General features: G+C 70.4%; 20 protein-coding genes and 1 pseudogene. 9 read left to right on the top strand and 12 right to left on the bottom strand.

The genetic code is table 11. The annotated features are described in order from the left end of the window. From BM249_RS17200 to tesB, 4 genes are all read right to left on the bottom strand, one after another. Positions 1-2,327: DNA translocase FtsK (locus BM249_RS17200; RefSeq protein ID WP_091974306.1), on the bottom strand; the 2,327-nt coding region annotated here is incomplete at its 3' end. Between the two features lie 188 nt (positions 2,328-2,515). Then, positions 2,516-4,021 carry an ammonium transporter gene (locus tag BM249_RS17195; RefSeq protein ID WP_091974304.1) on the bottom strand — a complete coding sequence of 502 codons (1,506 nt, stop codon included), beginning with the start codon at positions 4,019-4,021 and terminating at the stop codon, positions 2,516-2,518. Positions 4,022-4,132: 111 nt separating this feature from the next. After that, positions 4,133-4,471, bottom strand: a complete 339-nt coding sequence (locus BM249_RS17190) for a P-II family nitrogen regulator (protein WP_091974302.1) — start codon at positions 4,469-4,471, stop codon at positions 4,133-4,135. Positions 4,472-4,770: 299 nt separating this feature from the next. After that, positions 4,771-5,649 carry an acyl-CoA thioesterase II gene (tesB, locus tag BM249_RS17185; protein WP_091974300.1) on the bottom strand — a complete coding sequence of 293 codons (879 nt, stop codon included), beginning with the start codon at positions 5,647-5,649 and terminating at the stop codon, positions 4,771-4,773. A 178-nt stretch (positions 5,650-5,827) separates the two neighbouring features. Between tesB and BM249_RS17180 the strand changes: the two genes are divergently transcribed. Beyond that, complete coding sequence (locus BM249_RS17180) at positions 5,828-7,078, top strand: FAD-dependent monooxygenase (RefSeq protein WP_091974298.1); 1,251 nt, start codon at positions 5,828-5,830, stop codon at positions 7,076-7,078. An 81-nt stretch (positions 7,079-7,159) separates the two neighbouring features. Here BM249_RS17180 and ppa read toward each other — a convergent pair whose 3' ends face one another. The 3 genes from ppa to BM249_RS17165 form a co-directional block, all read right to left on the bottom strand. Then, entirely contained in the window at positions 7,160-7,696 is a 537-nt protein-coding gene (ppa, locus tag BM249_RS17175) for an inorganic diphosphatase (protein ID WP_091974297.1), read from the bottom strand. A 124-nt stretch (positions 7,697-7,820) separates the two neighbouring features. After that, positions 7,821-8,144, bottom strand: a complete 324-nt coding sequence (locus BM249_RS17170) for a hypothetical protein (protein ID WP_091974296.1) — start codon at positions 8,142-8,144, stop codon at positions 7,821-7,823. 66 nt (positions 8,145-8,210) lie between these two features. Continuing rightward, entirely contained in the window at positions 8,211-8,717 is a 507-nt protein-coding gene (locus tag BM249_RS17165; RefSeq protein ID WP_091974295.1) for a GNAT family N-acetyltransferase, read from the bottom strand. A 181-nt stretch (positions 8,718-8,898) separates the two neighbouring features. On the opposite strand from BM249_RS17165, the gene BM249_RS17160 reads away from it, so the two are divergent. From BM249_RS17160 to BM249_RS17150, 3 genes are all read left to right on the top strand, one after another. Beyond that, positions 8,899-9,624: a fused DSP-PTPase phosphatase/NAD kinase-like protein gene (locus BM249_RS17160; protein WP_091974294.1), complete on the top strand. Its 726-nt coding sequence runs from the start codon at positions 8,899-8,901 to the stop codon at positions 9,622-9,624. A 76-nt stretch (positions 9,625-9,700) separates the two neighbouring features. Then, positions 9,701-10,156: a hypothetical protein gene (locus BM249_RS22040; protein ID WP_244528837.1), complete on the top strand. Its 456-nt coding sequence runs from the start codon at positions 9,701-9,703 to the stop codon at positions 10,154-10,156. Between the two features lie 119 nt (positions 10,157-10,275). After that, positions 10,276-10,995, top strand: coding sequence for a cell wall hydrolase (locus BM249_RS17150; protein ID WP_091974293.1), 720 nt, complete (start codon positions 10,276-10,278; stop codon positions 10,993-10,995). Positions 10,996-11,007: 12 nt separating this feature from the next. Here BM249_RS17150 and BM249_RS17145 read toward each other — a convergent pair whose 3' ends face one another. Both BM249_RS17145 and BM249_RS17140 read right to left on the bottom strand, forming a co-directional pair. Next, a complete protein-coding gene (locus BM249_RS17145; protein WP_091974292.1) occupies positions 11,008-11,865 on the bottom strand; it encodes a prephenate dehydratase in 858 nt (285 codons plus the stop codon). Between the two features lie 22 nt (positions 11,866-11,887). Continuing rightward, entirely contained in the window at positions 11,888-12,631 is a 744-nt protein-coding gene (locus tag BM249_RS17140) for a 3-deoxy-manno-octulosonate cytidylyltransferase (RefSeq protein ID WP_091974291.1), read from the bottom strand. A 295-nt stretch (positions 12,632-12,926) separates the two neighbouring features. On the opposite strand from BM249_RS17140, the pseudogene BM249_RS17135 reads away from it, so the two are divergent. The 5 genes and pseudogenes from BM249_RS17135 to BM249_RS17115 all read left to right on the top strand — a co-directional run. Beyond that, a pseudogene (locus BM249_RS17135) lies at positions 12,927-13,574 on the top strand (c-type cytochrome); the annotation flags it as partial. Between the two features lie 221 nt (positions 13,575-13,795). After that, entirely contained in the window at positions 13,796-15,697 is a 1,902-nt protein-coding gene (locus BM249_RS17130; RefSeq protein WP_091974289.1) for an extracellular solute-binding protein, read from the top strand. After that, entirely contained in the window at positions 15,694-17,544 is a 1,851-nt protein-coding gene (locus BM249_RS17125) for an extracellular solute-binding protein (RefSeq protein WP_091974288.1), read from the top strand. Before BM249_RS17130 ends, BM249_RS17125 begins: the two co-directional genes overlap by 4 nt. Positions 17,545-17,554: 10 nt before the next feature. Continuing rightward, the gene (locus BM249_RS17120) at positions 17,555-18,661 is read left to right on the top strand and encodes a microcin C ABC transporter permease YejB (RefSeq protein WP_091974287.1); all 1,107 of its coding nucleotides are present in this window, start codon (positions 17,555-17,557) and stop codon (positions 18,659-18,661) included. Next, on the top strand, positions 18,658-19,161 hold the full coding sequence (locus BM249_RS17115) for a GNAT family N-acetyltransferase (protein WP_091974285.1): 504 nt from the start codon (positions 18,658-18,660) through the stop codon (positions 19,159-19,161). Before BM249_RS17120 ends, BM249_RS17115 begins: the two co-directional genes overlap by 4 nt. A 69-nt stretch (positions 19,162-19,230) precedes the next feature. On the opposite strand, the gene BM249_RS17110 is transcribed toward BM249_RS17115, so the two are convergent. From BM249_RS17110 to BM249_RS17100, 3 genes are all read right to left on the bottom strand, one after another. Further along, a complete protein-coding gene (locus BM249_RS17110; RefSeq protein ID WP_091974283.1) occupies positions 19,231-20,631 on the bottom strand; it encodes an HD-GYP domain-containing protein in 1,401 nt (466 codons plus the stop codon). 106 nt (positions 20,632-20,737) lie between these two features. Continuing rightward, entirely contained in the window at positions 20,738-22,819 is a 2,082-nt protein-coding gene (locus BM249_RS17105) for a hypothetical protein (protein WP_091974281.1), read from the bottom strand. A 34-nt stretch (positions 22,820-22,853) separates the two neighbouring features. Then, positions 22,854-25,661: a DUF4159 domain-containing protein gene (locus BM249_RS17100; protein WP_091974279.1), complete on the bottom strand. Its 2,808-nt coding sequence runs from the start codon at positions 25,659-25,661 to the stop codon at positions 22,854-22,856. Positions 25,662-25,664 lie beyond the last annotated feature (3 nt).

The raw sequence follows: 25,664 nt of genomic DNA, 5'->3' as shown, positions 1-25,664 counted from the left end.
ACGGCTTCGAGGTAGGACGGACGGCCCTGTCGCTTGAGGTGCGCCACCACGCTCTCGACCTCCGAATCCGAGCAGAACGGCCCGTGCACGCGGGTGGTGCGCCCACCCCCGGCCATGAACAGCATGTCGCCCTGGCCCAGCAGCTGCTCGGCGCCCATCTCGCCCAGAATCGTGCGCGAATCGATCTTCGAGGTCACCTGGAAGGAGATCCGGGTCGGGAAGTTCGCCTTGATGGTGCCGGTGATGACGTCCACCGACGGGCGCTGCGTCGCCATGATGAGGTGGATGCCGGCGGCCCGCGCCATCTGGGCGAGGCGCTGGATCGCCCCCTCGATGTCCTTGCCCGCCACCATCATGAGGTCGGCCATCTCGTCGACCACGATGACGATGTAGGGCAGCGCCGAGAGGTCCATCTCCTCGTTCTCGTAGACGGCCTCGCCGGTCTCGCGGTCGAACCCGGTCTGGACGGTTCGGGTCAGGATCTCGCCGCGCGCCCGCGCCTCGGCGAGGCGGGCGTTGAACCCGTCGATGTTGCGCACACCGACCTTGGACATCTTCTTGTAGCGCTCCTCCATCTCGCGCACGGCCCATTTGAGGGCGATGACCGCCTTCTTCGGGTCGGTGACGACGGGCGAGAGCAGGTGCGGGATGCCGTCGTAGACGGAGAGTTCGAGCATCTTCGGATCGACCATGATCAGGCGGCACTCCTCCGGGGTCATCCGGTAGAGCAGCGACAGGATCATGGTGTTGATGGCCACGGACTTGCCCGAGCCGGTGGTACCGGCCACCAGCAGGTGCGGCATCCGGGCAAGATCGGCGATGATCGGCTCACCGCCGATATTCTTGCCCAGACACAGGGCGAGACTCTGCTTCGTCTCGGCGAAATCGACGGAGGCGAGGAGTTCGCGCAGGTACACGGTCTCGCGCCTGGCATTCGGCAATTCGATGCCGATGGCGTTGCGGCCGGGCACCACGGCGACGCGGGCCGAGACGGCGGACATGGACCGGGCGATGTCGTCGGCCAGGGAAATGACGCGGCTCGACTTGGTGCCGGGGGCCGGCTCCAACTCGTACAGGGTCACGACGGGGCCGGGCCGCACGGCGAGGATGTCGCCCCGCACGCCGAAATCGCCCAGCGTCGCTTCGAGCAGGGTGGCGTTCTGTTCGAGGGCTTCCGACGAGACCTGGGCGGAGGGCGAGACCAGGGGCGGCTCGGCCAGGAGACCGAGGGGCGGAAGCGCGTAGGTGCCGGGATTGACCGGGGCCGGCGCCGGCCTGCGCTGCGGCACGGGGGGCGCCGGCGGGGCCGCGACGCGCGAACGGGTATCCGGTGCCGCCGGCGGTTCCTCGGTGAAGAACGCCTCGCCGCCGTCGTCGGGCTCGTCGTCGTGCAGGACGGGGGCGGCGCGCCTGGGCGCGGCCTCCCGCTTGGCGGGCGGGGCGGCGCCGTCGAACACCGGCTCGCGGCGGGCGCCCTGCGGCGTGTGCGCCTCCCAGGGCTGCGGCTCGTCCGAGAAGGCGCGCCGCGCCGCGAGGGCGGGCGACGCCACGTCATGCGCCGGTACCGCCCCGGCGGCGCGTCCCTCGCGCCAGGTCTCGATGCGGTTGGCGAGCGCGGCGCGGCCGCCCATGAGCACCTGCGCCAGGGCGCCGAGGGACACGATTCCGAGGCTCGGTTCGTCCTCCTCGTAGCGGCCGTCGGCGCGGGTGCGCGCCACGGGGCGGACGGGGTGCAGGGGCTCGTCCTCCTCCTCCAACGCGTCGCCGACGCGGCAGGCGCCCGTGATGCTGAGGATGGCGAGGCCGGCGAACACGAACCCGACCAGGGCGACGGCGGGCGAGGCGACGACGCCCACGATGGTGCGGGCGGCGTGGATGAGCGAATCGCCCGCGACGCCGCCGAGCCCCGTGGGCAGGGGCCAGCGCGCCGTCGACGGAAGGGCGCTGGCCACCGCGCTCGCCGAGAAGAAGCCGATGATCCACAGGGTGATGCGCAGGCCCCCGCGCGGCAGGGCCCGGGAGCGCATGAGCTGCACCCCCCACAGGGCCGGCGGCAGCACGAAGGCGAGGGAGCCGAGCCCGAGGAGCTGCATGGCGAGGTCGGACATCACCGCCCCGCTCGTGCCCAGGACGTTGTGGGCGGCGTGGTCCGTGGCGTGGTTCAGGCTCGGATCGTCGATGGACCACGTCGCCAGGGCGACGGTGAGGGCCGTCGCGCCGATGAACAGGATGAGTCCGCCCAACTCCGTCATCCGCTTGGCCAGGAACGGGCGAAAGCTGTCGACGAACGTGTCGTAGGGCGATGCGGAACGGCGAAGCGAGCGCATGCTGAACCAGACGCGATGGGGGAACGATCCGGTAACGCTAACGGCCGCGAAGTTAATGGCTGTTTAAGCCTGCCTCCGTTCGGCGGCTCCGTCCGCCACTGATGGAGCCGTGGCACGAAAAAGGCCCCGGATCGAACGATCCGGGGCCTCGGTCCCAACGCCCCCGGCCAAGCCGGGGACGATCGATCCTAGTAGTTGTAGGCGCGCTCGCCGTGATCGGCGATGTCGAGGCCCTCGCGCTCCTCGTCCTGGGTGACGCGCAGACCGATGGTGAGGTCGACGAGCTTGTACAGGACCGCGGAGCCGACCGCCGACCACACGATGGTGAAACCGACCGCCTTGAGCTGGCTCAGGACGGCGGTGGCCATCTCGTAGGGGGCGACGGCGAGTTCACCGGGCTTCGAGGCGTAGTCCGGCAGGCCGACGCCGCCGAAGGCCGGGTTCACCAGGATGCCCGTCGCGATGGCGCCGAGGATGCCGCCGATGCAGTGGACGCCGAACACGTCCAGCGAGTCGTCGTAGCCGAGCGCGTTCTTCACCGTGGAGCACATGATGAAGCACACGGCGCCGGCCGCGAGGCCGAGGACGATGGAGCCCATGGGGCCGGCGAAACCGGCGGCCGGGGTGACGGCGACGAGGCCCGCGATGGCGCCCGACAGCATGCCCAGCAGCGACGGCTTGCCCTTCAGCATCCACTCGACGAACAGCCACGAGAGGGCGGCGGCGGCGGTGGCCACGAAGGTGTTGAGCATGGCCATGGCGGCGGTGCCGTTGGACTCGAGATTCGAGCCGGCGTTGAAGCCGAACCAGCCGACCCAGAGGAGCGAGGCGCCGATGGCGGTCATGGTCAGGGAGTGCGGAGCCAGCAGGTCACGGCCGTAGCCGATGCGCTTGCCCAGCATGAGGCAGCCGACGAAGCCCGCGATGCCCGCGTTGATGTGCACCACGGTGCCGCCGGCGAAGTCGAGGGCGCCCCACTTGAACAGCAGGCCGGCATCGGCGTTCACGGCGTCGAGGGCCGCCTGGGCGGTCGCCTTCGAGGCGTCGTCGGTGGCGGCGGCCAGCGCCTTGGCGGCGTTGCCGACGGCATCCGGGCCGCCCCAGTACCAGACCATGTGGGCCATCGGGAAATAGATGAGCGTGGTCCAGAGGATCATGAACACCACCAGCGCCGAGAACTTCATCCGCTCGGCGAAGGCGCCGACGATGAGGGCCGGGGTGATCATGGCGAACGTCATCTGGAAGCAGATGTAGACGTATTCGGGGATCACGACGCCGTTCGAGAAGGTGGCGACGGTGGAGTTCGCGTCGATGCCCTTGAGGAAGGCTTTGGAGAAGCCGCCGACGAAGTCGTTGAGGCCACCGCCATTGGTGAAGGCGAGGGAGTAGCCGAAGATCACGAACAGGAGCGACGAGATGCATGCGATGGCGAAGACCTGCGTCAGCACCGAGAGCATGTTCTTGGTGCGCACGAGGCCGCCGTAGAACAGGGCGAGGCCGGGCACGACCATCAACAGCACGAGGGCGCTGGAGACGAGCATCCAGGCCGTGTCGCCCTTGTTCGGAACCGGCGCGGCGCTCGCGGCGGCCGTCGTGGCCTCCAGGGTCGGCGATTGCGCGAGGGATGGCTCGGCGAACAGGAGGGCCAGGGCGGCGCCTCCCATCCCGAGGGCCAGGGCATTGCGAAGTTTCATGGAAACAGGACTCCCGGTCGCTGTACGAAGCTTGAGTTGGAGGATCAGGGGCGGGGGCGGCGGCCCGGCTCTCCCCAGGCCCGGGAACGGGCCGGACGCGGTGCCGTCGGCCTAGAGGGCGTCGACGTCGGTCTCGCCGGTGCGGATGCGCACGGCCTTCTCGAGGGGCAGCACGAAGATCTTGCCGTCGCCGATCTGGCCCGTGCGGGCGGCCGCCGCGATGGCGTCGATGACGCTGCCGACGAGCTCGGAGGCCACCGCCACCTCGATCTTCAGCTTGGGCAGGAAGCTCACGGCGTATTCGGCGCCGCGATAGATCTCGGTATGGCCCTTCTGGCGCCCGTAGCCCTTCACCTCGGTGACGGTGAGGCCGTGCACGCCGATGCCGGTCAGGGCGTCCCGGACCTCCTCGAGCTTGAACGGCTTGATGATAGCCATCACGATTTTCATGGGCGGCGCCCCCTTGTCCCGAGTTGGTGTCCGTCCGGCGCGCTCTCGCGTCGCGATCCGTCCGGTCAGGCTGTTCGCGCGGATCGGAATGACCCAGACGCTTGGGCGCCATCATTCAAGGACTATGCCAGCTGGGAACTTTTTGCCGGGTTCCGCAAATGCCCAGAAACTGTCCGGAGCCTGACCCCGATCCAGGCGAAACTTCGGCCAAGCTTGCCTGAGAAAAGGGCGACATGGCGTTTCGATGGGCAGAAAGCGCGCCGTTCGGCGCCTTCCGCCCATTCGGAAGCCGCCCTTTCCTATGCCTCGGTCCGGCGCGGCCGGATCATGCCCTCCTGGGCGACGGAGGCGACGAGGGTCCCGTCGCGCGAAAAAATCTGGCCCCGGGCGAAGCCCCGGGCGCCGTCGGCGCTCGGGCTGTCCTGGGCGTAGAGCAGCCATTCGTCGGCCCGGAACGGGCGGTGCAGCCACAGGGCATGGTCGAGGCTCGCCGACTGGATCTCGCCGTCGAACACCGTCTGCCCGTGCGGGATCAGGGTGGCGTCGAGGAGCGTCATGTCGGAGGCGTAGGCCAGCACCGCCCGGTGGATGGCGGGATCGTCGGGCAGGCGGTCGACGGCCCGCATCCAGACGTGGAAGCGCGGCTCGCGCGGGGCGCGGCGCAGATAGCGCTCGATCTCGACGGGGCGCAGTTCGATGGGGCGCTTGCGGCCGAAATAGGAGAGGATCGGCGCCGGGATCGCGGCGCCGTCCCGGGCCGCCTGCGCCGCCGCAGCAGGCGCTTCCGCCACGGCTTCGGGGGGCGGCACGTCCGGCATGGTCGCCTGGTGCGACACGCCCGCCTGGGCATCGTGATAGGACACCGACATGGCGAAGATCGGCCGGTCGTGCTGGTGCGCCACCACCCGGCGGGTCGCGAAGCTGCCGCCGTCGCGGATGCGCTCGACGGCGTAGTCGATGGGCGCCGCCGGGTCGCCGCCGAGGAGGAAGTAGGCGTGCAGGGAATGGGGCGGGCGCGTCTCCGGGACCGTGCGGGAGGCGGCGACGAGGGCCTGGGCCACCACCTGGCCACCGAAGACCCGGAACCACCCCGTCTGCAGGCTAGTCCCCGTGAACCGGTCTTCGCCCGAGGGCGCGAGGTCGAGGATGTCGAGGAGTTCGGTGACGATGCCTGTCATGCGGCGGCCTCGGTCGCGATGGGGAAGGAGGCCCCGGCTTTAGCAAGCCTCGCTGCGCCGATCCATGCGGTGCGCCCGTGTAGGCCGGACGGGCGACGATGCCGCGCCCCGTTCCCGCGCGTTGCCCTCGGGCGCCTGGAGTGGCACTGGAAAAACCAAGTCGGCACGGGGAGCTGAGATGGGCGGATCGGGGCAGCGCAGGGTGGTGGTGGCGGGGGCCGGGATTCCGGGGCTCAGCCTCGCACTGGCCTTGAAGCAGGCCCACGGGCCGGCCCTCGCCGTCACGATCTGCGATCCGGGGTTGGCCTCCGGTACGGCGCGCCATCGCGGCCGGGCCTACGCCGTGGCGGCCGGTGGCCGGCGGATGTTCGAGCGCCTCGGAATCTGGGACGCCGTGGCCAAGGCCGCCGAGCCGATCCGCGACATGGCGGTGAGCGACAGCCGGCTGACCGACCCCGTCCGCCCGGTCTTCCTCACCTTCGCGCAGGATGCGGATGTCGCCCCCGGCGAACCCTTCGCCCACATGGTCGAGGCCGAACCCCTCGTCGAGGCCCTTCTCGCCGCCTGCGCGGCGGCGGGCGTCGCCCTCGATCCGGTCGGCATCGTCGCCGCCGATCCGGCGGGGGAGGCCATCGCCCTCACGCGGAGCGACGGCACTCAGGAGACCGCGAGCCTCCTCGTAGCGGCGGACGGGGCTCGCTCGCGCCTGCGCGAGGCCGCCGGCATCGGCTGGGTCGGCTGGGGGTATCCCCAGAGCGGAATCGTCGCGACCATCGGGCACGAGCGCCCCCATGGCGGCCGCGCCTACGAGCACTTCCTGCCGAGCGGTCCCTTCGCCATCCTGCCCCTCGTCGCGGGCGGCGAACTCGGTCATCGCTCGTCCATCGTCTGGACCGAGCGGAAAGCGGACGTCGCAGCCCTGCTGGGTGGCGGTTCGGACGAGACCCTGGCGGAGATCGAGCGGCGGTTCGGCCATGGCTTCGGCCGCATCGTGCTGGAGGCGGGCCCGAGCGCCCATCCCCTCGCCTTCGGAATCGCGCGCCGGTTCCGGGCCGAGCGGCTCGCGCTGCTGGGCGACGCCGCCCACGTCATCCACCCCATCGCCGGCCAGGGCCTGAACCTTGGCCTCGCGGGGGCGGCGTCCCTGGCGCAAGCCGTCACCGACGCCCTGCGCCTCGGCCTCGATCCGGGCGCGCCCGACGTGCTGCGGGCCTACGAGCGGGATCGCCGGTTCGACACCCTCGCCATGGGGGCGATGACGGACGGTCTCAACCGCCTGTTCTCCACGGACGCCCTGCCGGTTCGCCTCGCCCGCGACCTCGGCCTCGGCCTCGTCGATCGTCTGCCGGGCCTCAAGCGCCTGTTCATCGGGCAGGCCGCCGCCCGGCGCGGCGACGGACCGCGCCTGCTGCGCGGGCAGGCCCTTTAAGCCGCCCGCGCCTCGGTCTCAGGCGGGGCCTCCAGGGCTCTGCCCTGGACCCGCGAAGGGCTCGCCCTTCGAGACCCGGATTCAGGCCTTGCGCGCCTTGGCGCGGTCGATGCCCTCTTGAATGAGGCGGTGGGCTTCGGCCTTGTCGCCCCAGCGCACGATCTTCACCCACTTGCCGGGCTCGAGATCCTTGTAGTGCTCGAAGAAGTGCTGGATCTGGTGGATCGTGATGTCGGGCAGATCGGTGTAGTTCTCGACCCGGTCGTACCGCATGGTGAGGTGGCGCGACGGGACGGCGATGATCTTCTCGTCCTCGCCGGCATTGTCCTCCATCACCAGCACGCCGACGGGGCGCACGCTCATGACGGCGCCCGGCGCGATGGCGCGGGTGTTGGCGACGAGCACGTCGCACGGGTCGCCATCCCCCGAGAGGGTGTGCGGGATGAAGCCGTAATTGCCCGGGTAATGCATCGCCGTGTAGAGAAACCGATCGACCACGAGGGCGCCGGATTCCTTGTCCATCTCGTACTTGATCGGGTCGCCGCCGATGGGAACCTCGATGATGACGTTCACGTCGTCGGGGGCATTCTTGCCGATCGAGACATTGTCGATGATCATGGGCTGTTTCTCCCGCGTTCCGGGCTCAGGGGCCTCTCCCGCCGTCTCTTAGGGCCGTTGGTCCACCAAGGAAATCGGCGGTTTGGCCATACGGCTACGTTTGGCGGGGATTATCATCGGCCCTTCACCGCCGGAACCGCGCCTTCACCCGCTCCCAGGTCGCCACGATCCAGCGGGCGCTGCGTTCCAGGGGCACCTTGAGGCCGGGAATATCCTCGCTGAGGAGCGCGAGTCCGACGGGCAGCATCCACAGGCCGAGCACCGGCAGGATCGAGAAGATGCCGCCGAGGATGAACAGGATCGCCGCCACGATCCGCACCACCCGCCGCGACGGCTCGCGCAGCCAGTCGAGGGCGCGGGCGAGGCTGTCCGGCATCTTGCGCGTGAGGCGGGCGACGCGGTCGTCCCAGTCTCTCGCCGTGACGGTTTGCTGCGCCTCGATGGTCATCGGCTCTCCTCCGGCTGCCTCACCTGCAGGAGATGGGCACGCCCCGCCGCTTTGGCGAGGCGACCGTCAGTCGAAGCGGTAGCCGATCTTGGGGAGCACGGCGCCCGCGATGCTGTCGCGCGCCTGTCCCGCCACCGTGGCGCCGAGGCCGAGATAGAACGCCTCCGCCCGGTCGTTGCCGGCCAGCGCCCAGACCCCGAGGGTGTGCAGGCCCTGGTCGTGCAGGTCGTTGCGCACGGCGCGGAACAGACGGCGCCCGAGGCCGAGACCCTGGTGAGTGGGCAGGATGTAGAGTTCGTCGATCTCCGCCGCCGTGCCGAGGGCGGGCCCCCGGGCCGGCCCGTAGACGGCGTAGCCCACGACGCCCTCCCCCGTCTCCACCACCACCAGGGGGCGGCGGCGCTGGGCCGCCCCGAGCCACCACGGCGCGCCGCGCCGGGCGATCATCCGCTCCAGGGACACGCCCGGAATGAGACCGCGATAAGCCTCGCGCCAAGTTTCGTCGAACACCTCCGACAGGCGGTCGGCATCCAGGGGGCGGGCGCGGCGGATACTGGTGGTGCTCGTGCTCATGGCGGGTCCCCGCGCGTGCCGTCCTGCCCCCGGACACCGCATCGAAGCTGACGATCCCGGCCAAGTTGAGACGGGATTGGGCAGGGCGAGACGAGGCAAGGTCGATGCCGTGGCGGTTTGCCCGGCCGGGGCGCGCCTGATAGATGCCGGGCTCCCCCGCAGAGCCGCGACCGCCCGCCCCGTGTTCAAACGCTTCCTGAAGCCCGAGACCCGCTATGCGCGCCGCATGGCCCGCATCGCCCGGTTCGAGCGGCCCATCGCCGGCCCGGTCTCGCGGGCGAAGGCCTGGGCGAACATGCTGCTCGTCGATCACGGCGTGTTCCGCCTCGCCTATCTCAACCGCCACCGGGTGGGCCAGGGCAAGCTGTGGCGCTCGGCCCAGCCGACGCCGCACCAACTCGCGTGGTTCAAGCGACAGGGGGTGCGCACCGTCATCTCCCTGCGGGGCGGGCGCGAGCACGGCTCCTGGCCGCTCCAGCGCGAAGCCTGCGCGCGGGAGGGGCTCACCCTGGTGGAGTTCGTCCTGCGCTCGCGCGAGGCCCCGTCCCGCGAGACGATCCTGGCCGCCAAGGATTTCTTCGCCAGCGTCGAATACCCGGCGATGATGCACTGCAAGTCCGGCGCCGACCGGGCCGGCATGGGGGCGGTGCTCTACCTCGTCCTGCACGAAGGCCGGCCCGTCTCCGAGGCCATGGGCCAGCTCTCGGCCCGCTACGGCCATTTCCGCTTCGCCAAGACCGGCATCCTCGATGCGTTCTTCGAACGCTACCTGCGCGAAGGCGAGGCGCGCGGCCTCGATTTCCTCACCTGGGTCGAGACCGTCTACGATCCGGAGGCGCTCAAGCGCGACTTCCGGCCCGGCTTCTGGTCGGATCTCGTCGTCGACCGGGTGATCAAGCGGGAATAGCCGAACCGAGGGCCGGTAAGGGTTTGTTAACCAAACCGGGTCGAACTGATGCTTCCGCACAGTGACTGGACCCGCGATGGCATCCTCTCCCCTCCGGCCCACCACGCCGACCCTGGCGAAGTACCCGATCCCCGTCGAGCTCATCACCACGCTCTACCGTGCGCAGGGGGCCGAGCTCGACGCCCTCATCGCCGGCATGACCGAATATGCCCGCGCCCGGGTCGCGGCGTATTGCGTCGAGCGCGAGCGTCTCCTCGACCTCGGCCTGCGCATGGCCGGCACCTGCGGCGAGGCGACCCTCGTGAAGGCCGCCGGGCCGAAGGCGGGCGCCGCCCTGTTCGAGCAGTCGCGCCCCGCGCCGGTCGCGGAAGCCGCGCCCGAGCCGGCCCCCGTCGTCGAGGCGGTTTCCGTCGTGCCGGTTCCGGCCGAGCCCGCCGCCCCGGCCCTGCGCGTCCTCGAATTCACCCCGGCGACCCCGGCGGCGGAGGCGCTGCCCCCCGCCGTCCTGGTCGGCCCGGCGAAGGCCGCCTGAACCGGGCCTTGTTGAACCGGGTCCTGCCCGAAAATGACCATCATTGCGGCCAAGCGTGGCCGTGACCGATCGGCTCGGGCCAACGTCCGGGCGACACCCATCACGTGGAGCGAGACGGCATGCGGGGATCCTGGGCGCGGAAACGGGGGGCGCAGAAATCCTGGACGAAGACGGCGGGGTCGGCCTTCGGCTTGATCCTGACGCTTCCGGTCCTCGGCGCCTGCCAATCCTCCACCTCCGCCGTCCAGACCACCGGCTCCCTGGCCGCCCGCCCCATCGCCGTCACCGACGAGGAGCGCGACTGCCTCGGCCGCGCCATGTACTTCGAATCGAACCGCAGCGACCGCGACGGGTTGCTGGCCGTGGGCACCGTGGTGATGAACCGGGTGCAGGCGGCCCCGCCCGGCAGCAGCATCTGCTCCGTGGTCGGCCAGCCCCGGCAATTCGCCCCCGGGGTGCTGACCAGGGCCATGGCGGCCCGGGATCTGCCGAAGGTGGCCGAGGTCGCCGACGCGATCCTCGACGGGCAGCGCCACCCGAAGGTCGGCCGGGCCATGCACTTCCACACGGCCGGCCTGCGCTTCCCCTACAACAACATGCACTACGTGGCGGCGGCGGGCGGCAACGTCTTCTACGAGAAGCGCAAGCCCGGTTCCCACGAGCTCATGATGCCGAGCCAGCCCACCACCGCCATGGCGTACGCCCCGGCGGCCACCCCCTCCCCGATCCAGAGCCGCATGGCCGAGCGTGACGTGCCGGCGGCCCAGACCATCCTCAACGAACCCGCCAAGGACATCTGTCGGACCGCCGGCCTCGCCATGACGAGCCAGGGCGGCTGAGGCGCGGCGCCCCTACTCCGCCGCGAGCCGGCTGACCTCGCGATAGGGATCGGCCGGATAAGTGCCGATGATCCGCACTTCCCGCGAAAAGTAGCCAAGTTCCTCCAGCGCCCGGGCGAGGCCCGGCTCCTCGGGGTGGCCGTCGACCTCGGCGTAGAACTGGGTCGCGGAGAACTGGCCCTCGACCATGTAGCTCTCGAGCTTCGACATGTTGACGCCGTTGGTGGCGAACCCGCCGAGCGCCTTGTAGAGGGCCGCCGGGATGTTGCGCACCCGGAAGACGAAGCTCGTGACGGAAGGCGCGGCGTTCGGCTCCGGCACCTCGGGTTCGGGGGCGAAGACGACGAAGCGCGTGGTGTTGTGGCTCTCGTCCTCGACGTTCCGAGCCACGATCTCCAGGCCATAGACCTCCGCCGCGAGCGCCGGGGCCAGGGCGCCGCGGGTCGGGTCGCCGGCCTGCGCCACCTCGCGGGCGGCGCCCGCCGTGTCGCCCGCCACCACGGCGCGGAGCCCCAGGCGCCGGATGATCTTGCGGCACTGCCCCAGCGCATGGACGTGGCTGTGCACGGTCTTGAGCGCCTCCGCCTTCGTCCCCGGCAGCACCATCAGTTGGAAATGGATCGGCAGGAAGTGTTCGGCGACGATGTGTAGGCGCGCCGTCGGGATGAGGTGATGGATGTCGGCGACGCGGCCGGCGATGGAGTTCTCGATGGGGATCATCGCCCGGGCGGCCCGGCCCTCGTTCACCGCCGCGAAGGCGTCTTCGAAGGTCGCGCAGGGCAGCGGCGTCCAGTCCGGATAGGCCTGGGCGCAGAGGATGTGCGAGTTGGCGCCGGGCTCGCCCTGGTAGGAAATGGTGCGGTGGGGCATCGAAGGGTCCGGGTGTCGAGGATCAGTTCAGGCGCCGGGCGGAGACGACGGCCCGGGCGCGTTCGAGGTCGGCCGGGGTGTCGACGCCGAGCGGCAGGTCGTCGACGATGATGGCGTCGATGCGCATCCCGGCTTCGAGGGCCCGCAGCTGTTCGAGCTTTTCGCGGGTCTCCAGGGTGCCGGGCGGCAGGGCCATGAATTTGGCGAGCGCCCGGCGGCGATACGCGTAGAGGCCGATATGGTGGTAATGCGGCCCCTCCCCCCATGGCGCCCGGGCGCGGGTGAAGTAGAGGGCCCGCAGGCGGTGCGGACTCAAGGGATGGCCCACGAGCTTGACGACGTTCGGGTCGTCGCGCTCCGCCTCGTGGGTGATGACCGCGCACAGGGTGGCGATGTCCACGGCCTTGTCGGTGAGCGGCAGGATCGCGGCGCCGATGATGGCCGGATCGATGGTCGGCAGGTCGCCCTGCACGTTGACGACGACGTCGTGGTTGCCCTGCGGATCGACGATCTCCAGGGCTTCGGCGAGGCGGTCGGAGCCGGACGGGTGGTCGGCCCGCGTCATCACGGCGATGCCGCCCTGCGCCTCGATGACGTCCCGGATGGCGGGGGCGTCGGTGGCCACCACCACGGGACCGATCCCGGCCTCGACGGCCCGGCGCCAGACGTGGACGATCATCGGCGCGCCGTCGAGGTCGAGGAGCGGCTTGCCCGGCAGGCGGGTCGCGGCGAGGCGCGCGGGGATGAGGATGAGGGGATCGGACATGTCTCGACACGCTCCGGCGGGCCGGCCGCCCCGGGCTCCGGGGAGCCTTCGGCGGTCGAGGAAATCTCGTGCCTGCGCTTAGCAGCGGTGGCGCGCCTTGTCATGGCGGGGCCGACGGGGCGGTTCGGAGCGGACGAGTTACGGATCGGCCTCTGCGACTACGCGGCGTCCCCCCGCGCCATTGTCAAGATCGGGCCGCAGCGGCTAAGCACTCTCGACCGTTTCCAAAGTCCGATGCGCCCCGCGTCCGGACCCGTCCTAGCGCGCCCGAACGGACGCACCGGAGTTGTCGAGAATGGACTCTTTCGAGCTGAACAAGGTCGCGGGTGCTGCGCTCGGCGCACTCCTGTTCGCCGTGGGGTCCGGGTTCGTCGCCGAGTTGATCTATCACCCGAAGCCCGCCGGGGCCGCCGGCTACGCCCTGCCCGAGCCGCAGGCCAAGGCCGCCGGCGCCGCCCCCGAGGTGAAGGCCGAGCCCCTTCCGATCCGGCTCGCCAGCGCCAGCGCCGACAAGGGCCAATCGGCCGCCAAGAAGTGCGCCTCGTGCCACAGCTTCGACAAGGGCGGTCCGAACAAGGTCGGCCCGCACCTCTGGGGCGTCGTCGACCGGCAGAAGGCGCATGAGAGCGGGTTCGAATATTCCGCCGCCCTCAAGGAGAAGGGCGGCACCTGGACCTACGACGAACTCGACCACTTCCTGACCAATCCGAAGGGCTACGTCGCCGGCACCAAGATGGCCTTCGCCGGCATCGCCTCGCCCACGGAGCGCGCCGACGTCATCGCCTACCTGCGCACCCTGTCGGACAGCCCCGCGCCCCTGCCGGCGGCGGAGAAGAAGGCCGAGGCCAAGCCTGCGGACGTCAAGCCTGCGGATGCGAAGCCGGCCGAGGCGAAACCCGCAGATGCGGTAAAGCCGGCGGGCACCCCGCCGACGCCTCCGGCTCCGAAGCAGGGCGAGTAGGAAGCGACAGGTCTCGATGAGACGGAAGGCCGGGCCCAAGCCCGGCCTTCTTCGTTCTGCGCGCGCTGGTGCGTACTCTTGCCGTTGCGCGGATGCGCGCCCTTGGCGCCGCCCCTCCGTCCGTCCTAGAACAGCCCCCTGCTGTCGTCGCGCGGACGGCACGCGGGAGGCCCTGGACCAAACGGAAAGATCGCCCCATCGTGATGCGACACGCCCTGATCGGACGCCTCCTGGCCGCTTCCCTGGCCTTCGGAGCCCTGACGCCCGCAGCCCAGGCCGCGCCCGATCCGGCAAGCCAGACCGCTCCCGAAAAAGTCCCATCCGGCGTTTGGCGCCATGCCGTCACCCTCATGGGCGAGCCGAAATACGGCGCGGATTTCAAGCATTTCGATTATGCCGACCCGGCCGCACCCAAGGGCGGCCTCGTGCGCCTCGGGGCACAGGGGGGCTTCGACAACTTCAACATCGTCGTGGCGGGCCGCAAGGGCGACCTCGAGAACGGTATCGCGCAGATCTACGATACCCTGATGACCGAGTCGGCCGACGAGCCGTTCTCCTCCTACGGCCTCATCGCCGAGGGGCTGCGCCTCGCGGACGACCTCTCCGCCGTCACCTACCGCCTGCGCGAGGGGGCGCGCTGGCATGACGGCCAGCCGATCACGCCCGAGGACGTGGTGTGGTCCTTCACCGTGCAGAAGGAGAACAGCCCGTCGCTCGCCGCCTACTATCACACCGTGACCAAGGCCGAGGTGACGGGGCCGCGCGAGGTGACCTTCACCTTCGCGGAAGCCGGCAACCGCGAATTGCCCCAGGTGATCGGGCAATTGCGCGTGCTGCCGAAACATTGGTGGACGGGTCAGGATGCGCAGGGCCGCCCCCGCGACGTGACGCAGACCACCCTGGAAATCCCCCTCGGTTCCGGCCCCTATCGGCTCGCCAAGTTCGAGCCTGGCCGCAGCGCCACCTACGAGCGCGTGGCCGATTACTGGGGCAAGGATCTACCGGTCAACGTCGGTCGCTATAATTTTGGCACGATGCGGTTCGAGTATTTCCGCGACGCCACCGTGCAGATCGAAGCCCTGAAGGGCGATCTCTACGACTTCCGCGCCGAGAACATCGCCCGCAACTGGGCCACCGCCTACGACGATTTTCCTGCCGTGAAGGAGGGCCGCCTCGTCAAGGAGGAGTTCCCCGATCGCGGCAACGGCAACATGCAGGCCTTCGCCTTCAACACCCGCCGAGCGAAGTTCGCCGATCCGCGCGTGCGCCGGGCCTTCAACCTCGCGATGAATTTCGAGGAGATGAACCGCGCGCTGTTCTACGGCCTCTACAAGCGCATCGACTCGTATTTCTACGGCTCGGAACTGGCCTCCTCCGGCCTGCCCCAGGGCGAGGAATTGGCGATTCTGGAGAGCGTGCGCGACAAGGTCCCGGCCTCCGTGTTCACGACGCCCTACACCAACCCCGTCTCCGGCACGCCCGACGCCGTGCGCGCCAACCTGCGCGAGGCCGTGCGGCTCTTCAAGGAAGCGGGTTACGAATTGCGCGGCGGCCAGATGGTCAACGCCAAGACCGGCGAGCCGCTGACCGTCGAGTTCCTCGAATTCCAGAACGTGTTCGAGCGGGTGATCCTGCCCTACGCCGCCCAGCTCAAGCTCATCGGCATCCAGAGCAGCCTGCGGGTCATCGATCAGGCGCAGTACCAGAACCGGATCCGCGCCTTCGACTTCGACGTCACCACGGCGTCCTGGCCCGAATCCCTCTCGCCCGGCAATGAGCAGCGCGAATATTGGGGCTCGGCCGCCGCCGGCAAGGAAGGCTCGCGCAACCTCATCGGCATCAAGGATGCGGGCATCGACGCCCTCATCGACCGGGTGATCTTCGCCAAGGACCGGCCCACGGTCCTGGCCGCCACCCATGCCCTGGACCGGGTGCTCCTCGCCCACGATTTCGTGGTGCCGCAATGGGCTTCCAACGTCTCGCGGACCATCCGGTGGAATCGGTTCGCCCATCCCAAGGTGTTGCCGACCTACGGCAGCTCGGGCTTCCCGACCACGTGGTGGTACGACGAGGCGCTCGCGGCCAAGACGGGAGCGCCCCGTTGAGCGGCGCAACCCGGCGCACCCTCGTGTTCGGCGCCGGGGCGATCGCCGCCGCCGCCGCCCTGCCAGCGCGGGCACAGTCACGCACCCACCATGGCCTGTCGAGCTTCGGCGACCTGAAGTACCCGGCCGATTTCCGGAACTTCGACTACGTCAATCCGGAGGCCCCGCGCGGCGGCCGGTTCTCAGCGCAGCTGACTCAGACCTTCGGCAATCAGGCGAGCGACACCTTCAACACCCTCAACGTCTACGTCCTGCGCGGCGATGGCGCGGCGGGGATGAACCTCACCTTCGATTCCCTGATGGTGCGGGCGCTCGACGAACCCGATGCCCTCTATGGCCTCGTCGCCCGCGCGGTGGAGATCTCCGACGACGGCCTGACCTACCGTTTCGCCCTGCGGCCCCAGGCGCGGTTCCACGACGGTTCGCGGCTGACGGCGCGGGATGTCGCCTTCTCGCTCATGCTCCTGAAGGACAAGGGCCACCCGGAGATTTCCCAGGTGATCCGGGACATGAGCGAGGCGGTGGCCGAGGGCGACGAGACCGTAACGGTCCGCTTCGCGCCCGGCCGCAGCCGCGACCTACCGCTGTTCGTCGCGACCCTGCCGGTGTTCTCGGCGGCCTATTACGAAAAACGCGACTTCGAGGCCTCGACCTTGGAGCCGCCCCTCGGCTCCGGCCCGTATCAGGTCGGGCGCCTCGAGCCTGGCCGCTTCATCGAGCTGCAGCGGGTGGCCGATTACTGGGCCGCCGATCTGCCCGTGAATGTCGGCCAGAACAATTTCGACGCCATCCGGTACGAGTATTTTCGCGACCGTCAGGTGGGGTTCGAGGCGTTCAAGAGCGGTGCCTTCACGTTCCGCGAAGAGTTCACCGCCCGCGTCTGGGCGACGCTCTACGATTTTCCCGCCGTCACCGAAGGCCGGGTGCGTAGGGAGGTGTTGCCCGATGCGCGCCCCTCCGGCACGCAGGGCTGGTTCCTCAACACCCGCCGCGAGGCGTTCCGCGATGCCCGGGTGCGCGAGGCCATCGGCCTGTGCTTCGACTTCGCGTGGTCGAAGAAGAACCTGTTCTACGGCAGCTACCTCCGCACGGCCTCGTTCTTCGAAAATTCCGACCTCAAGGCCACGGGGACGCCCGACGCCGCCGAGCTCGCCCTCCTCGATCCCCTGCGTGCCGACCTGGCCGCGGAGGTGTTCGGGCAAGCCTGGACGCCGCCGGATTCCGACGGTTCGGGCCAGGACCGGGCCAACCTCAGCCGCGCCGTGGCGCTGCTGCGCGAGGCCGGCTGCACCCGCGAGGGCGGGATCGTGCGGCTCCCCGGCGGCAAGCCCCTGGAGATCGAGTTCCTCGACGCCGATCCGGTGTTCGAGCCGGTGACGCACCCGTTCATCCGCAACCTCGGCCTCATCGGCATCAAGGCCCGCTTTCGCCTCGTCGATGCCTCGCAGTACCAGTCGCGCCTGAAGGATTTCGACTTCGACGTCACCTCGCGGCGCTACGCCAGCGGGGTGAATCCGGGCGCCGAATTGCGCGAGGTCTACGGATCGCGCAGCGCCGCGACGCCGGGCTCCAACAACCTTGCGGGCATCAGCAATCCGGCCATCGACCGGCTCCTCGACCGGGTCGCCGAGGCGCGGACCCGGGCCGATCTCGTCACCGCCTGCCGTGCCCTCGACCGGACCCTGCGGGCCGGGCGTTACTGGGTGCCCATGTGGTACAAGGCCGACCACCGCCTCGCCCTGTGGGACGTCTACGGCCGTCCGGCCAAGGGACCGGCCTACGACCTCGGCGTGCCGGGCGTGTGGTGGTACGACGCGGAAAAGGCCCGGCGCATCGGCCGCAACTGAGGTTTCGAGAGTGTTCGCCTACATCCTGCGCCGCCTCGCCCTCATGGTGCCGACGATCCTCGGCATCATGCTCATCACCTTCGCCATTGTGCAATTCGCCCCCGGCGGCCCCGTCGAGCGGGTGCTGGCGCAGATCCAGGGCCAGGGCGACGGCAGCCTGTCGCGCATCACCGGCGGGGCCGGCGATCTCGGCGGCGCGGCACGGGCCAATTCCGGTGGGGCTGAGACCAATGCCCGCTATCGCGGCGCCCAGGGGCTCGACCCGGCCTTCATCAAGAAGCTCGAACAGCAATTCGGCTTCGACAAGCCGGCCCCCGAGCGGTTCCTGAAGATGATCTGGGACTATGCCCGGTTCGATTTCGGCAAGAGCTACTTTCGCGACGTGTCGGTGCTGCAATTGATCCGCGAGCGCCTGCCGGTGTCGATCTCCCTGGGCCTCTGGATGACGCTGATCTCCTACGCCATCTCGATCCCGCTCGGCATCCGCAAGGCGGTGCATGACGGCTCGCGCTTCGACCTCTGGACCTCGGGCGTCGTCATCATCGGCTACGCCATCCCGAGCTTCCTGTTCGGCATCGCCCTCATCATCCTGTTCGCCGGGGGCTCGTTCCTCCAGCTCTTTCCCCTACGCGGCCTCACCTCCGAGAACTTCGCGACCCTGAGCTTGTGGGGCAAGGTGGTGGACTATGCCTGGCACATGGTCCTGCCGCTCACCGCCCTGGTACTCGGAGCGTTCGCGACCTCGACTCTGCTCACGAAGAACTCGTTCCTCGACGAGATCCGCAAGCAATACGTCCTGACCGCGCGGATGAAGGGCCTGTCCGAGCGCCGGGTGCTCTACGGGCACGTGTTCCGCAACGCCATGCTCATCGTCATCGCGGGCTTTCCGGCGGCCTTCATCTCGGCCTTCTTCACGGGCTCGCTCCTCATCGAGACGATCTTCTCCCTGGACGGTCTCGGGCTCCTGTCCTTCACCTCCATCGTCGGGCGCGACTATCCGGTGGTGTTCGCGACCCTCTACATCTTCTCCCTCGTGGGGCTGGCGGTGAACCTGCTGTCGGATCTGATCTACACCTGGATCGACCCGCGCATCGATTTCTCGGCCCGCGCGACGTGACCGCCCTGCCGCTGATCCTGCGCACGGAGCATCCCGGGGACGCGGCCGGCATCGAGCGTCTGCACGCCCGCGCCTTCGGGCCGGGCCGCTTCGCCCGCACCGCCTACCGCCTCCGCGAGGGCAGCGCGCCCGTCTCGGAACTCTGCTTTACGGCCCTCGTGGGTTCCTATCTCGTCGGCTCCGTCCGCCTGTGGCCAGCCGAGGCCGGTGGGTCTCTCCTCGTGCTGGGACCCCTGACCGTCGATCCGAGTTTCGAGGGACGCGGCATCGGCAGCAGCCTCATGCACACGGCCCTCGACGCCGCCCGGAGCGCCGGCCACGGCCTCGTCGTGCTGGTGGGCGACGCGCCCTATTACCGCCGCTTCGGCTTCACCCCCGTGCCGCCCGGCCGGCTGGTCCCGCCCGGCCCCGTCGACCCCGCCCGCTTCCTCTGTTGCGAACTCGTGCCGGGCGCGGCCGAGACGGTGTCGGGAACCGTCAGCGCGGTGCGCCCGCGCTGATCCTCGGGCTGGGGGCGATGCTCACCCGAGACCGAAGGGTTCGCTCGGAGGTATCACGGGCGTTCGCCGTCAGGCTGCTTGCGCCCTCGGCGTTTCGAGGCGCGCCAGCGCCCGTTCCAGGGCGGCGAAGCAGGCCGGATCGAACGAGGTCCCGACCTCGTCGCGCATGATGCCGAGGGCCTTCGGGATCGGCATTGCCGCCCGATAGGGTCGGTTGGCCGTGAGGGCGTCGAACACATCGGACACCGAGACGATGCGGGTCTCGAGGCAGATCGCCTCGCCCGCCAGGCCCCGGGGATAACCCTTGCCATCGAGGCGTTCGTGATGCCCGCCGCCGATGCGGGCCATCTCCCGGAAGGCTTCGACCCGGCCGAGGATGTTCTCGGACAGAGAGGCATGGTTGCGCATGGCGATCCATTCGGAATCGTCGAGCTTGCCGTTCTTGTCGAGGATGGTGTTCGAGACTCCGAGCTTGCCAATGTCGTGCAGGAGTGCCGCCCGCTTGAGCCAGCGGCGGCGCTCGGCCTCGAAGCCGAGTTCCTCCGCGATCAGATCGGCATAGACCGCGACGCGTTCGGAATGGCCGGAGGTGAACGGGCTCTTCGAGTCGATCACCTGCGCGAAGGCGCGGGCGATGTCGTCGAGGTAATCGGCATCGAGGACGATCTGGCGCTGGGCCGGTTCGAGGGCGAACACGGCTTCCTCGACGTTGTCCGACGCCAGGACGGCCCAGAACTCGTCCGAGGCGGCGACGCCTTCGAAGGCCGCCGTCACCTGAGGGTCGAACCACGTCCCCGTCCGCGAGCGGACCTCCGCCAGGGCGGCGGCGCGGCCGGCCGAGCGATGGAACACGTCCACGATCTGCGCCAGGAGAGCGATGCGGGCGTAGAGGGGAATCGCCGGACCGGCCAGCCGATGGGGCTTGCCCTGCCCGTTCCAGTGCTCATCGAGGGCGAGGATACCGCCGCAGACGGATTCGGGGAACCGCATCTGCCGGGCGATCTCGGCCCCGCGCTGGCAGCGGGTCTCGATGAGTTCCTGGGCGATCTCGCCGCCGTTCTGCAGAATGTTCAGGATGGCGCGGAAGCGGTCCGCCAATCCCGCCTTCAGGCCCGTATGCGAGAAGACGAAACCGAGAACCTGGGGAAGGCGGTCGCTGACGGTCTTGAAGTCGTGTTTGAAGGTGAGATCGTCGGCCATGTACAGCTGGCAGATGCGCGCGGCGTTCGAGGAGCAGCCGAGGTCCTTCAGCAGGATCGTGTAGTAGAGTTCCCAGAGTTGCAGGTCCGGCAGTCCCATGGCCCGGCCGATATGGATGCCGATCCAGCACGCGCGCACGCAGTGCCCCTCCGGCTGGCCCTCGGTGAGATCGAGGGCGTGGCTCAAGGCCCCCAGGAGTTCCGAGAGCCGCATGCTGCTCGCCGCATCCGGGACGGGGGGGGCGGTCGGATCGACGAGGGACAGGGGCATCGGGCGGCTCGGTTCGAACGCGGCTACGGCAGCCCTCTTATGTTACGATGGAACCTCACCAAGCCTTAAGGGCGCGGCTCCATCATCGGACGTGGTTTCCCATCCCTCACGCCGCCCGGCCGCGCCGTCCCTCCACGAGCCACATGGCGAGGACCGCCGCCGCCAGGGCCGCCAGCGCCCAGAGGCCGAGCGCCAGGGGATAGACCGCGACACCCCGGATGTTGGCGCTGTCGCTGGGGCGGAAGCCGATCCAATCGGCGCCGCTCGCGCGGCCGCTCCGCACGGTCTGGAGGCGCGGCACCACCGTCCCGCCGGCTTCCGCCACCCGGCGAATCGAGCCGCCCGTGGCCTCGGCAAGCGCCCTGAGGCGGTCGGTGTCGCTGAAGACGTCCGTCAGCTCGCGCGGGTTCGGCGGACCGACGCTGACGAAGGCGACAAGGTTGCCCGAGCGCAGGGTGTGGAGCCCGAGTTGCTCGGCCTCGAAGGTCGTGGCGAACAGACCCGGTTCGGCCTGAGTCAGGGTGAGGCTGCGCTCGGCCCCCGTCGGCCCCGTGACGGTGACGGGCTCGACGGTGTCGGCCATGGTCTGGCGTTCGACCCGGATCTCGCGGCCATGCCCCGTGGTCGTCGCCCGCAGGGCCTCCTCCTCCAGGGCCGGCTCCTTCATCAGCCAGTGCCCCAGCCGCCGCAGGAGATCGAGATAGGGGCCGCCCTCCTGGTAGCCCCGCGCCCACAGCCAGGCATGGTCCGACAGCAGCAGGGCGACGCGGCCCTTCTCCTCGCGGGAGAGGGCCAGCAGCGGCAGGGCGTTCGGCCCCTGGAGGATCGGCTGGATACCGGGCTTCACGCCCGCCGAGACGATGCGCAGCCAGTCGCCCCAGGCCGGGGGCGTCGCGTCCGAGCCCGGCAGGGCGCGGGTGACGGGATGGCGGGTACCCGTGGCGGTCAAGGCCGCCTTGTAGGGCTGCTCGACGACCCGACCGTTGGGCTCGCCCGGCAGGATCGCCGAGAGCCGGGTGCGGGCCAGACTCGCCGGGCCGGCGAATTCCGGCCCCGCCGCGATGAGGAGCGCGCCGCCGTCGCGGACGTAGCGGACGATGTTGTCGAAATAGGCCTGCGGCAGCACGCTCTGGTTGGCGTAACGGTCGAAGATGATCAGGTCGAAATCCTTGATCTTCTGGACGAACAGCTCCCGCGTCGGGAACGCGATGAGGGAAAGTTCCGAGATCGGCGTGCCATCCTGCTTCTCCGGGGGGCGGAGAATCGTGAAGTGCACGAGATCGACGTTGGCGTCGGATTTAAGCAGGTTGCGCCAGGTCCGCTCGCCCTGGTGCGGCTCGCCCGAGACCAGAAGCACCCTGAGTTTTTCGCGAATTCCCTCGATGGGCAGGACCGCGCGGTTGTTCACGTTGGTGAGCTCGCCGGCCAAGGGCTCGACCTCGATCTCGACGACGTTGGGGCCGCCATGCTCGATCCGCAGGGTAAGGGAGAACGGCTTGCCCGTGGGGAAGCTGCGCCGCCCCACCTCCTCGCCGTCGCGGCGCACGGTGACGACGGCGTTGCCGGTGCCGCCGCGCTCCATCACCTCGGCGCGGATCGTGAGATCGCGCCCGACGATGCCGAAGCGCGGTGCCTCGATGAGCTTGATCTGGCGATCGCGCTCGTCCGGGTGCCCGGTGACGAGGACGTGCAGCGGCCCCTTGATCCCGAGGGCCGCCGCCGAGGCCGGAATGTCGTGGACCACACCGTCCGTGAGCATCACCACCCCGGCGAGGCGCTCAGGCGGCACGTCGGCCAGCGCCTGCGAGAGGGCGGTGAACAGCTTGGTGCCGTCGTCGCTGTCCTTGGCGTCGGGCACGTCGATGAAGCGCGGCTCGATCCCCGTCAGGGCGCCGAAGCGGCGCTGGAGTTCGGCCCGGACTGTGTCGGTCATGGCCGGCCGGTCGCCCAGCGTCTGCGAGCCCGAACGGTCCACCACCACGGCGACGACGTCTTTGACCGGCTCGCGGTCCTCCCGCACGAGGGCTGGGTTGGCGAGGGCCAGGAGGACGAGACCCAGCACGAGGGCGCGGAGAAGCGCGGTGCCGCCGCGTGCCAGGATTGCCAGGACGGCGAAGACCGCAACGAGGACGCCGAAGCCGGCGAGCACCGGCCACGGCACCAGGGGGGTGAAACTGAGGCTCAGCATCGGCGCGCGGCCTCTTCCTTGCTCGAAATCCCGCTCACTGGCCCAGGCGCTCCAACAGGGCCGGCACGTGGACCTGATCGGCCTTGTAGTTACCCGTAAGGGTGTAGATCACGACGTTGACGCCGCCGCGAAACGCCATCTCGCGCTGACGCTCCTCGCCGCCGACGACGGGGTAGAGCGGCTCGCCGCCCTTGCCCACCGCCCAGGCGGCCGCGAGATCGTTGCCCGTGATGATGATCGGCGAGACGCCGTCGCCCGCCCGCGCCGGGCGGCGCTCCGTGCCCTCGGCGGCGGGTGGCAGGGCCTCGACCCAGGTCTGACCCGTGGCGTAGCGGCCGGGGAAGCTGTCCACGAGGTAGAACGCCTTGGTCAGCACATGGTCGGGCGGCACCGGCTCCAGCTCGGGGACTTCGAGGGTGGACAGCATGGTGCGCAGGTACAGGGCCTCGGGCGACGGCGGGCCGCCGGGGCGGGCCGTCAGCGCGTCGCGGGTGTCGAACAACACGGTGCCGCCGTTGCGCATGAAGGCGTCGATGCGCCGGATCGCGACCGCGCTCGGCTGCGGCCGATTGGCGGCGATGGGCCAGTAGATCAGGGGATAGAACGCGAGTTCGTCCTTGGCCGGATCGAGGCCGATGGGCTCGCCCGGTTCCAGGGCGGTGCGGTTGGCGAGCACCTGCGTCAGGCCGGTCAAGCCTGCCCGGCTCGCCGCATCCACCGCCTCGTCACCGGTGATGACGTAGGCGAGGCGGGTGACGAGGGCCGATTCGATGTGGCCCGGCTTCCCCGCATTCTGGGTTTGGGCCTGGGCCGGATCGGGCACGATGCCGGGTGTGGCGAGGGCCAGCACCAGGGCGGCCGTCGCCGCCCGCCCGCCGACGCGGCGCAGGAAGCCGCCGAGCCAGAGGCCCGCGAGGGTGTCGAGGAGGAGGAGCATGAGGGCCAGGGTGAAGAGTGGGGCGCGCAGATCGAGAGTTTCGGCGCCGGCCAGGGTCCCCGTGCGGGCGGTGGAAAGGGGCGCGAAGTCGAGGGCGGACAGGCGGTCGCTCGGCGTCAGGGCGTTGACGGCGATGCCGCCCTCCGGCGGACCGTAGAAGCCGGGCGGATGCTCGAACGCACCGCGCTCGGCGTAATCCGCCGGCACGGCGGTGGCGCCGGGGGGCGGGCTTCCCAAGGCGCCGAACCCGTCGAGGGTCAGGCGCGGGGCGAGAATCGCCGCCGGGGCGCGGGCCGCCTCGCCGGCCGGTTTGGCTCCCGTGCCGGCGAGCGCCACCACCCGGCGCAGCATGTCGATGAACAGGCCCGACAGGGGTAGGTTCGACCACGTGGTGTCGGCGGTGACGTGGAACAGGACCACGAGCCCCTGCCCCCGCTTCTGCGCGGTGACGATGGGGGTGCCGTCCTGCAGGGAAGCCCAGGTCCGGCCCGGCAGGTCGCCATCGGGCTCGGCCAGGATCTGGCGGCGCACGCCGATATCGGCCGGAGGCGTGAGACCGGCGAACGGGCTCTCGGGGGCGAAGGGGGCGAGCGTCTTCGGGCTGTCCCACGACAGGGTCCCGCCGAGCGTCCGTCCGCCGCGGCGCAGGCGCACGGGCACTAGGGGATCGTTGCCGGCGGCGAGGCGCGGCCCGGCGAAGCGCAGGAGCAGGCCGCCCGCATCGACGAAGGATTCGACCCGCTCCAGGGTGGCGGCGTCGAGGGCGCCGACATCGGCGAGCACGAGGACGGAGACCTGTCCGTCGAGCATCTGGGCGATGGAGTCTGCCACCCCCTTGGCCCCGCGCGGCTCCAGCACGTCGGCGAACGGCGTCAGGGCCTTGGAAAGATAATGCGTCGGCGCCAGCAGGGGCTGGGCCTGATCGCTCGTGCCGCCGAAGACGAGGCCGACCCGGCGGCGCTTGCCGCGCTCGTCCACGAGGGTCACGGCCCCGGCCGAACGCTCGCCGAGGATTTCGAGGCGGCTGATGCCGTTGCGCAGCTCCACCGGCAGGTCGAAGCCGACCTCCGCCTCGGTGGCATCGGCCGCGAAGGTGAAGCCGGTCTCGGCGAGGGGCAGGCCCTTCTGGTCGAGGGCACGCACGGTGCCGCCGTCGCGCCCGTTGGCCGCCGCCCGCAGGGCACGGACGGTCAGGCGCCCGCCGGATTCGGCGCCCGACAGGGCGAGGGCCGGCGGGCGGTCCGCCCGCAAAATGGTCAGGGCCGTGCCGTGCTTCGCGACGAGGTCGGCCAAATTCTTGGAAAAACCGCCCTCCCCCGGCGCGGCGACGCCGTCGCTGATCCAGAGGGCGGCGGCCCCGGGGTTGCGGTCGAGGAAGGTCGCGAGGGCCGGGAGATGCGGGCCGCGCGCGGCGAGGTATGGCCGGGGCGAGACGGCGCGCAGGCGCTCCAGGGCATCGGCCGGGCTGCGGGCTTCGAGGGCGGCCGGCGGTTCGGCGAGGCCCACCAGGGCGACGGGGCGCCCGTCCCGCGCGGCGGCTTCGAGCGTGTCCTCGGCGACGGCGAGGCGCTCGCGCCAGTCATGGGCGGCGGAGAAGCCGTTGTCGATCATCACCACGAGGGGCGTGCGCCCCGCCGCGCCGCCGAGGCCCGACGGGTTCCAGACCGGGCCGGACACCGCGAGGATGAGGCAGGCGGCCACGAGCAGGCGCAGGATGAGGAGCCAGGGCGGCGTGCGGGCCGGCGTCTCGCGCTTCGGCAGCAGGTCGGCCATGATCCGCAGGGGCGGGAAGTCGATGCGGCGCGGGCGCGGCGGCGTCACCCGCAGCAGGAACCACAGGGCCGGCAGGGCGATGAGCGCGGCGAGCGCCAGGGGGGCGGCGAAGGTCAGGGGCAATCCGAGCACGGT

It is taken from the genome of Methylobacterium gossipiicola, assembly GCF_900113485.1.
Taxonomy (GTDB): Bacteria; Pseudomonadota; Alphaproteobacteria; order Rhizobiales; family Beijerinckiaceae; genus Methylobacterium; species Methylobacterium gossipiicola.
Note: the sequence above shows the minus strand (reverse complement) of the source record. Positions and strands in the feature narration are given on the sequence as shown.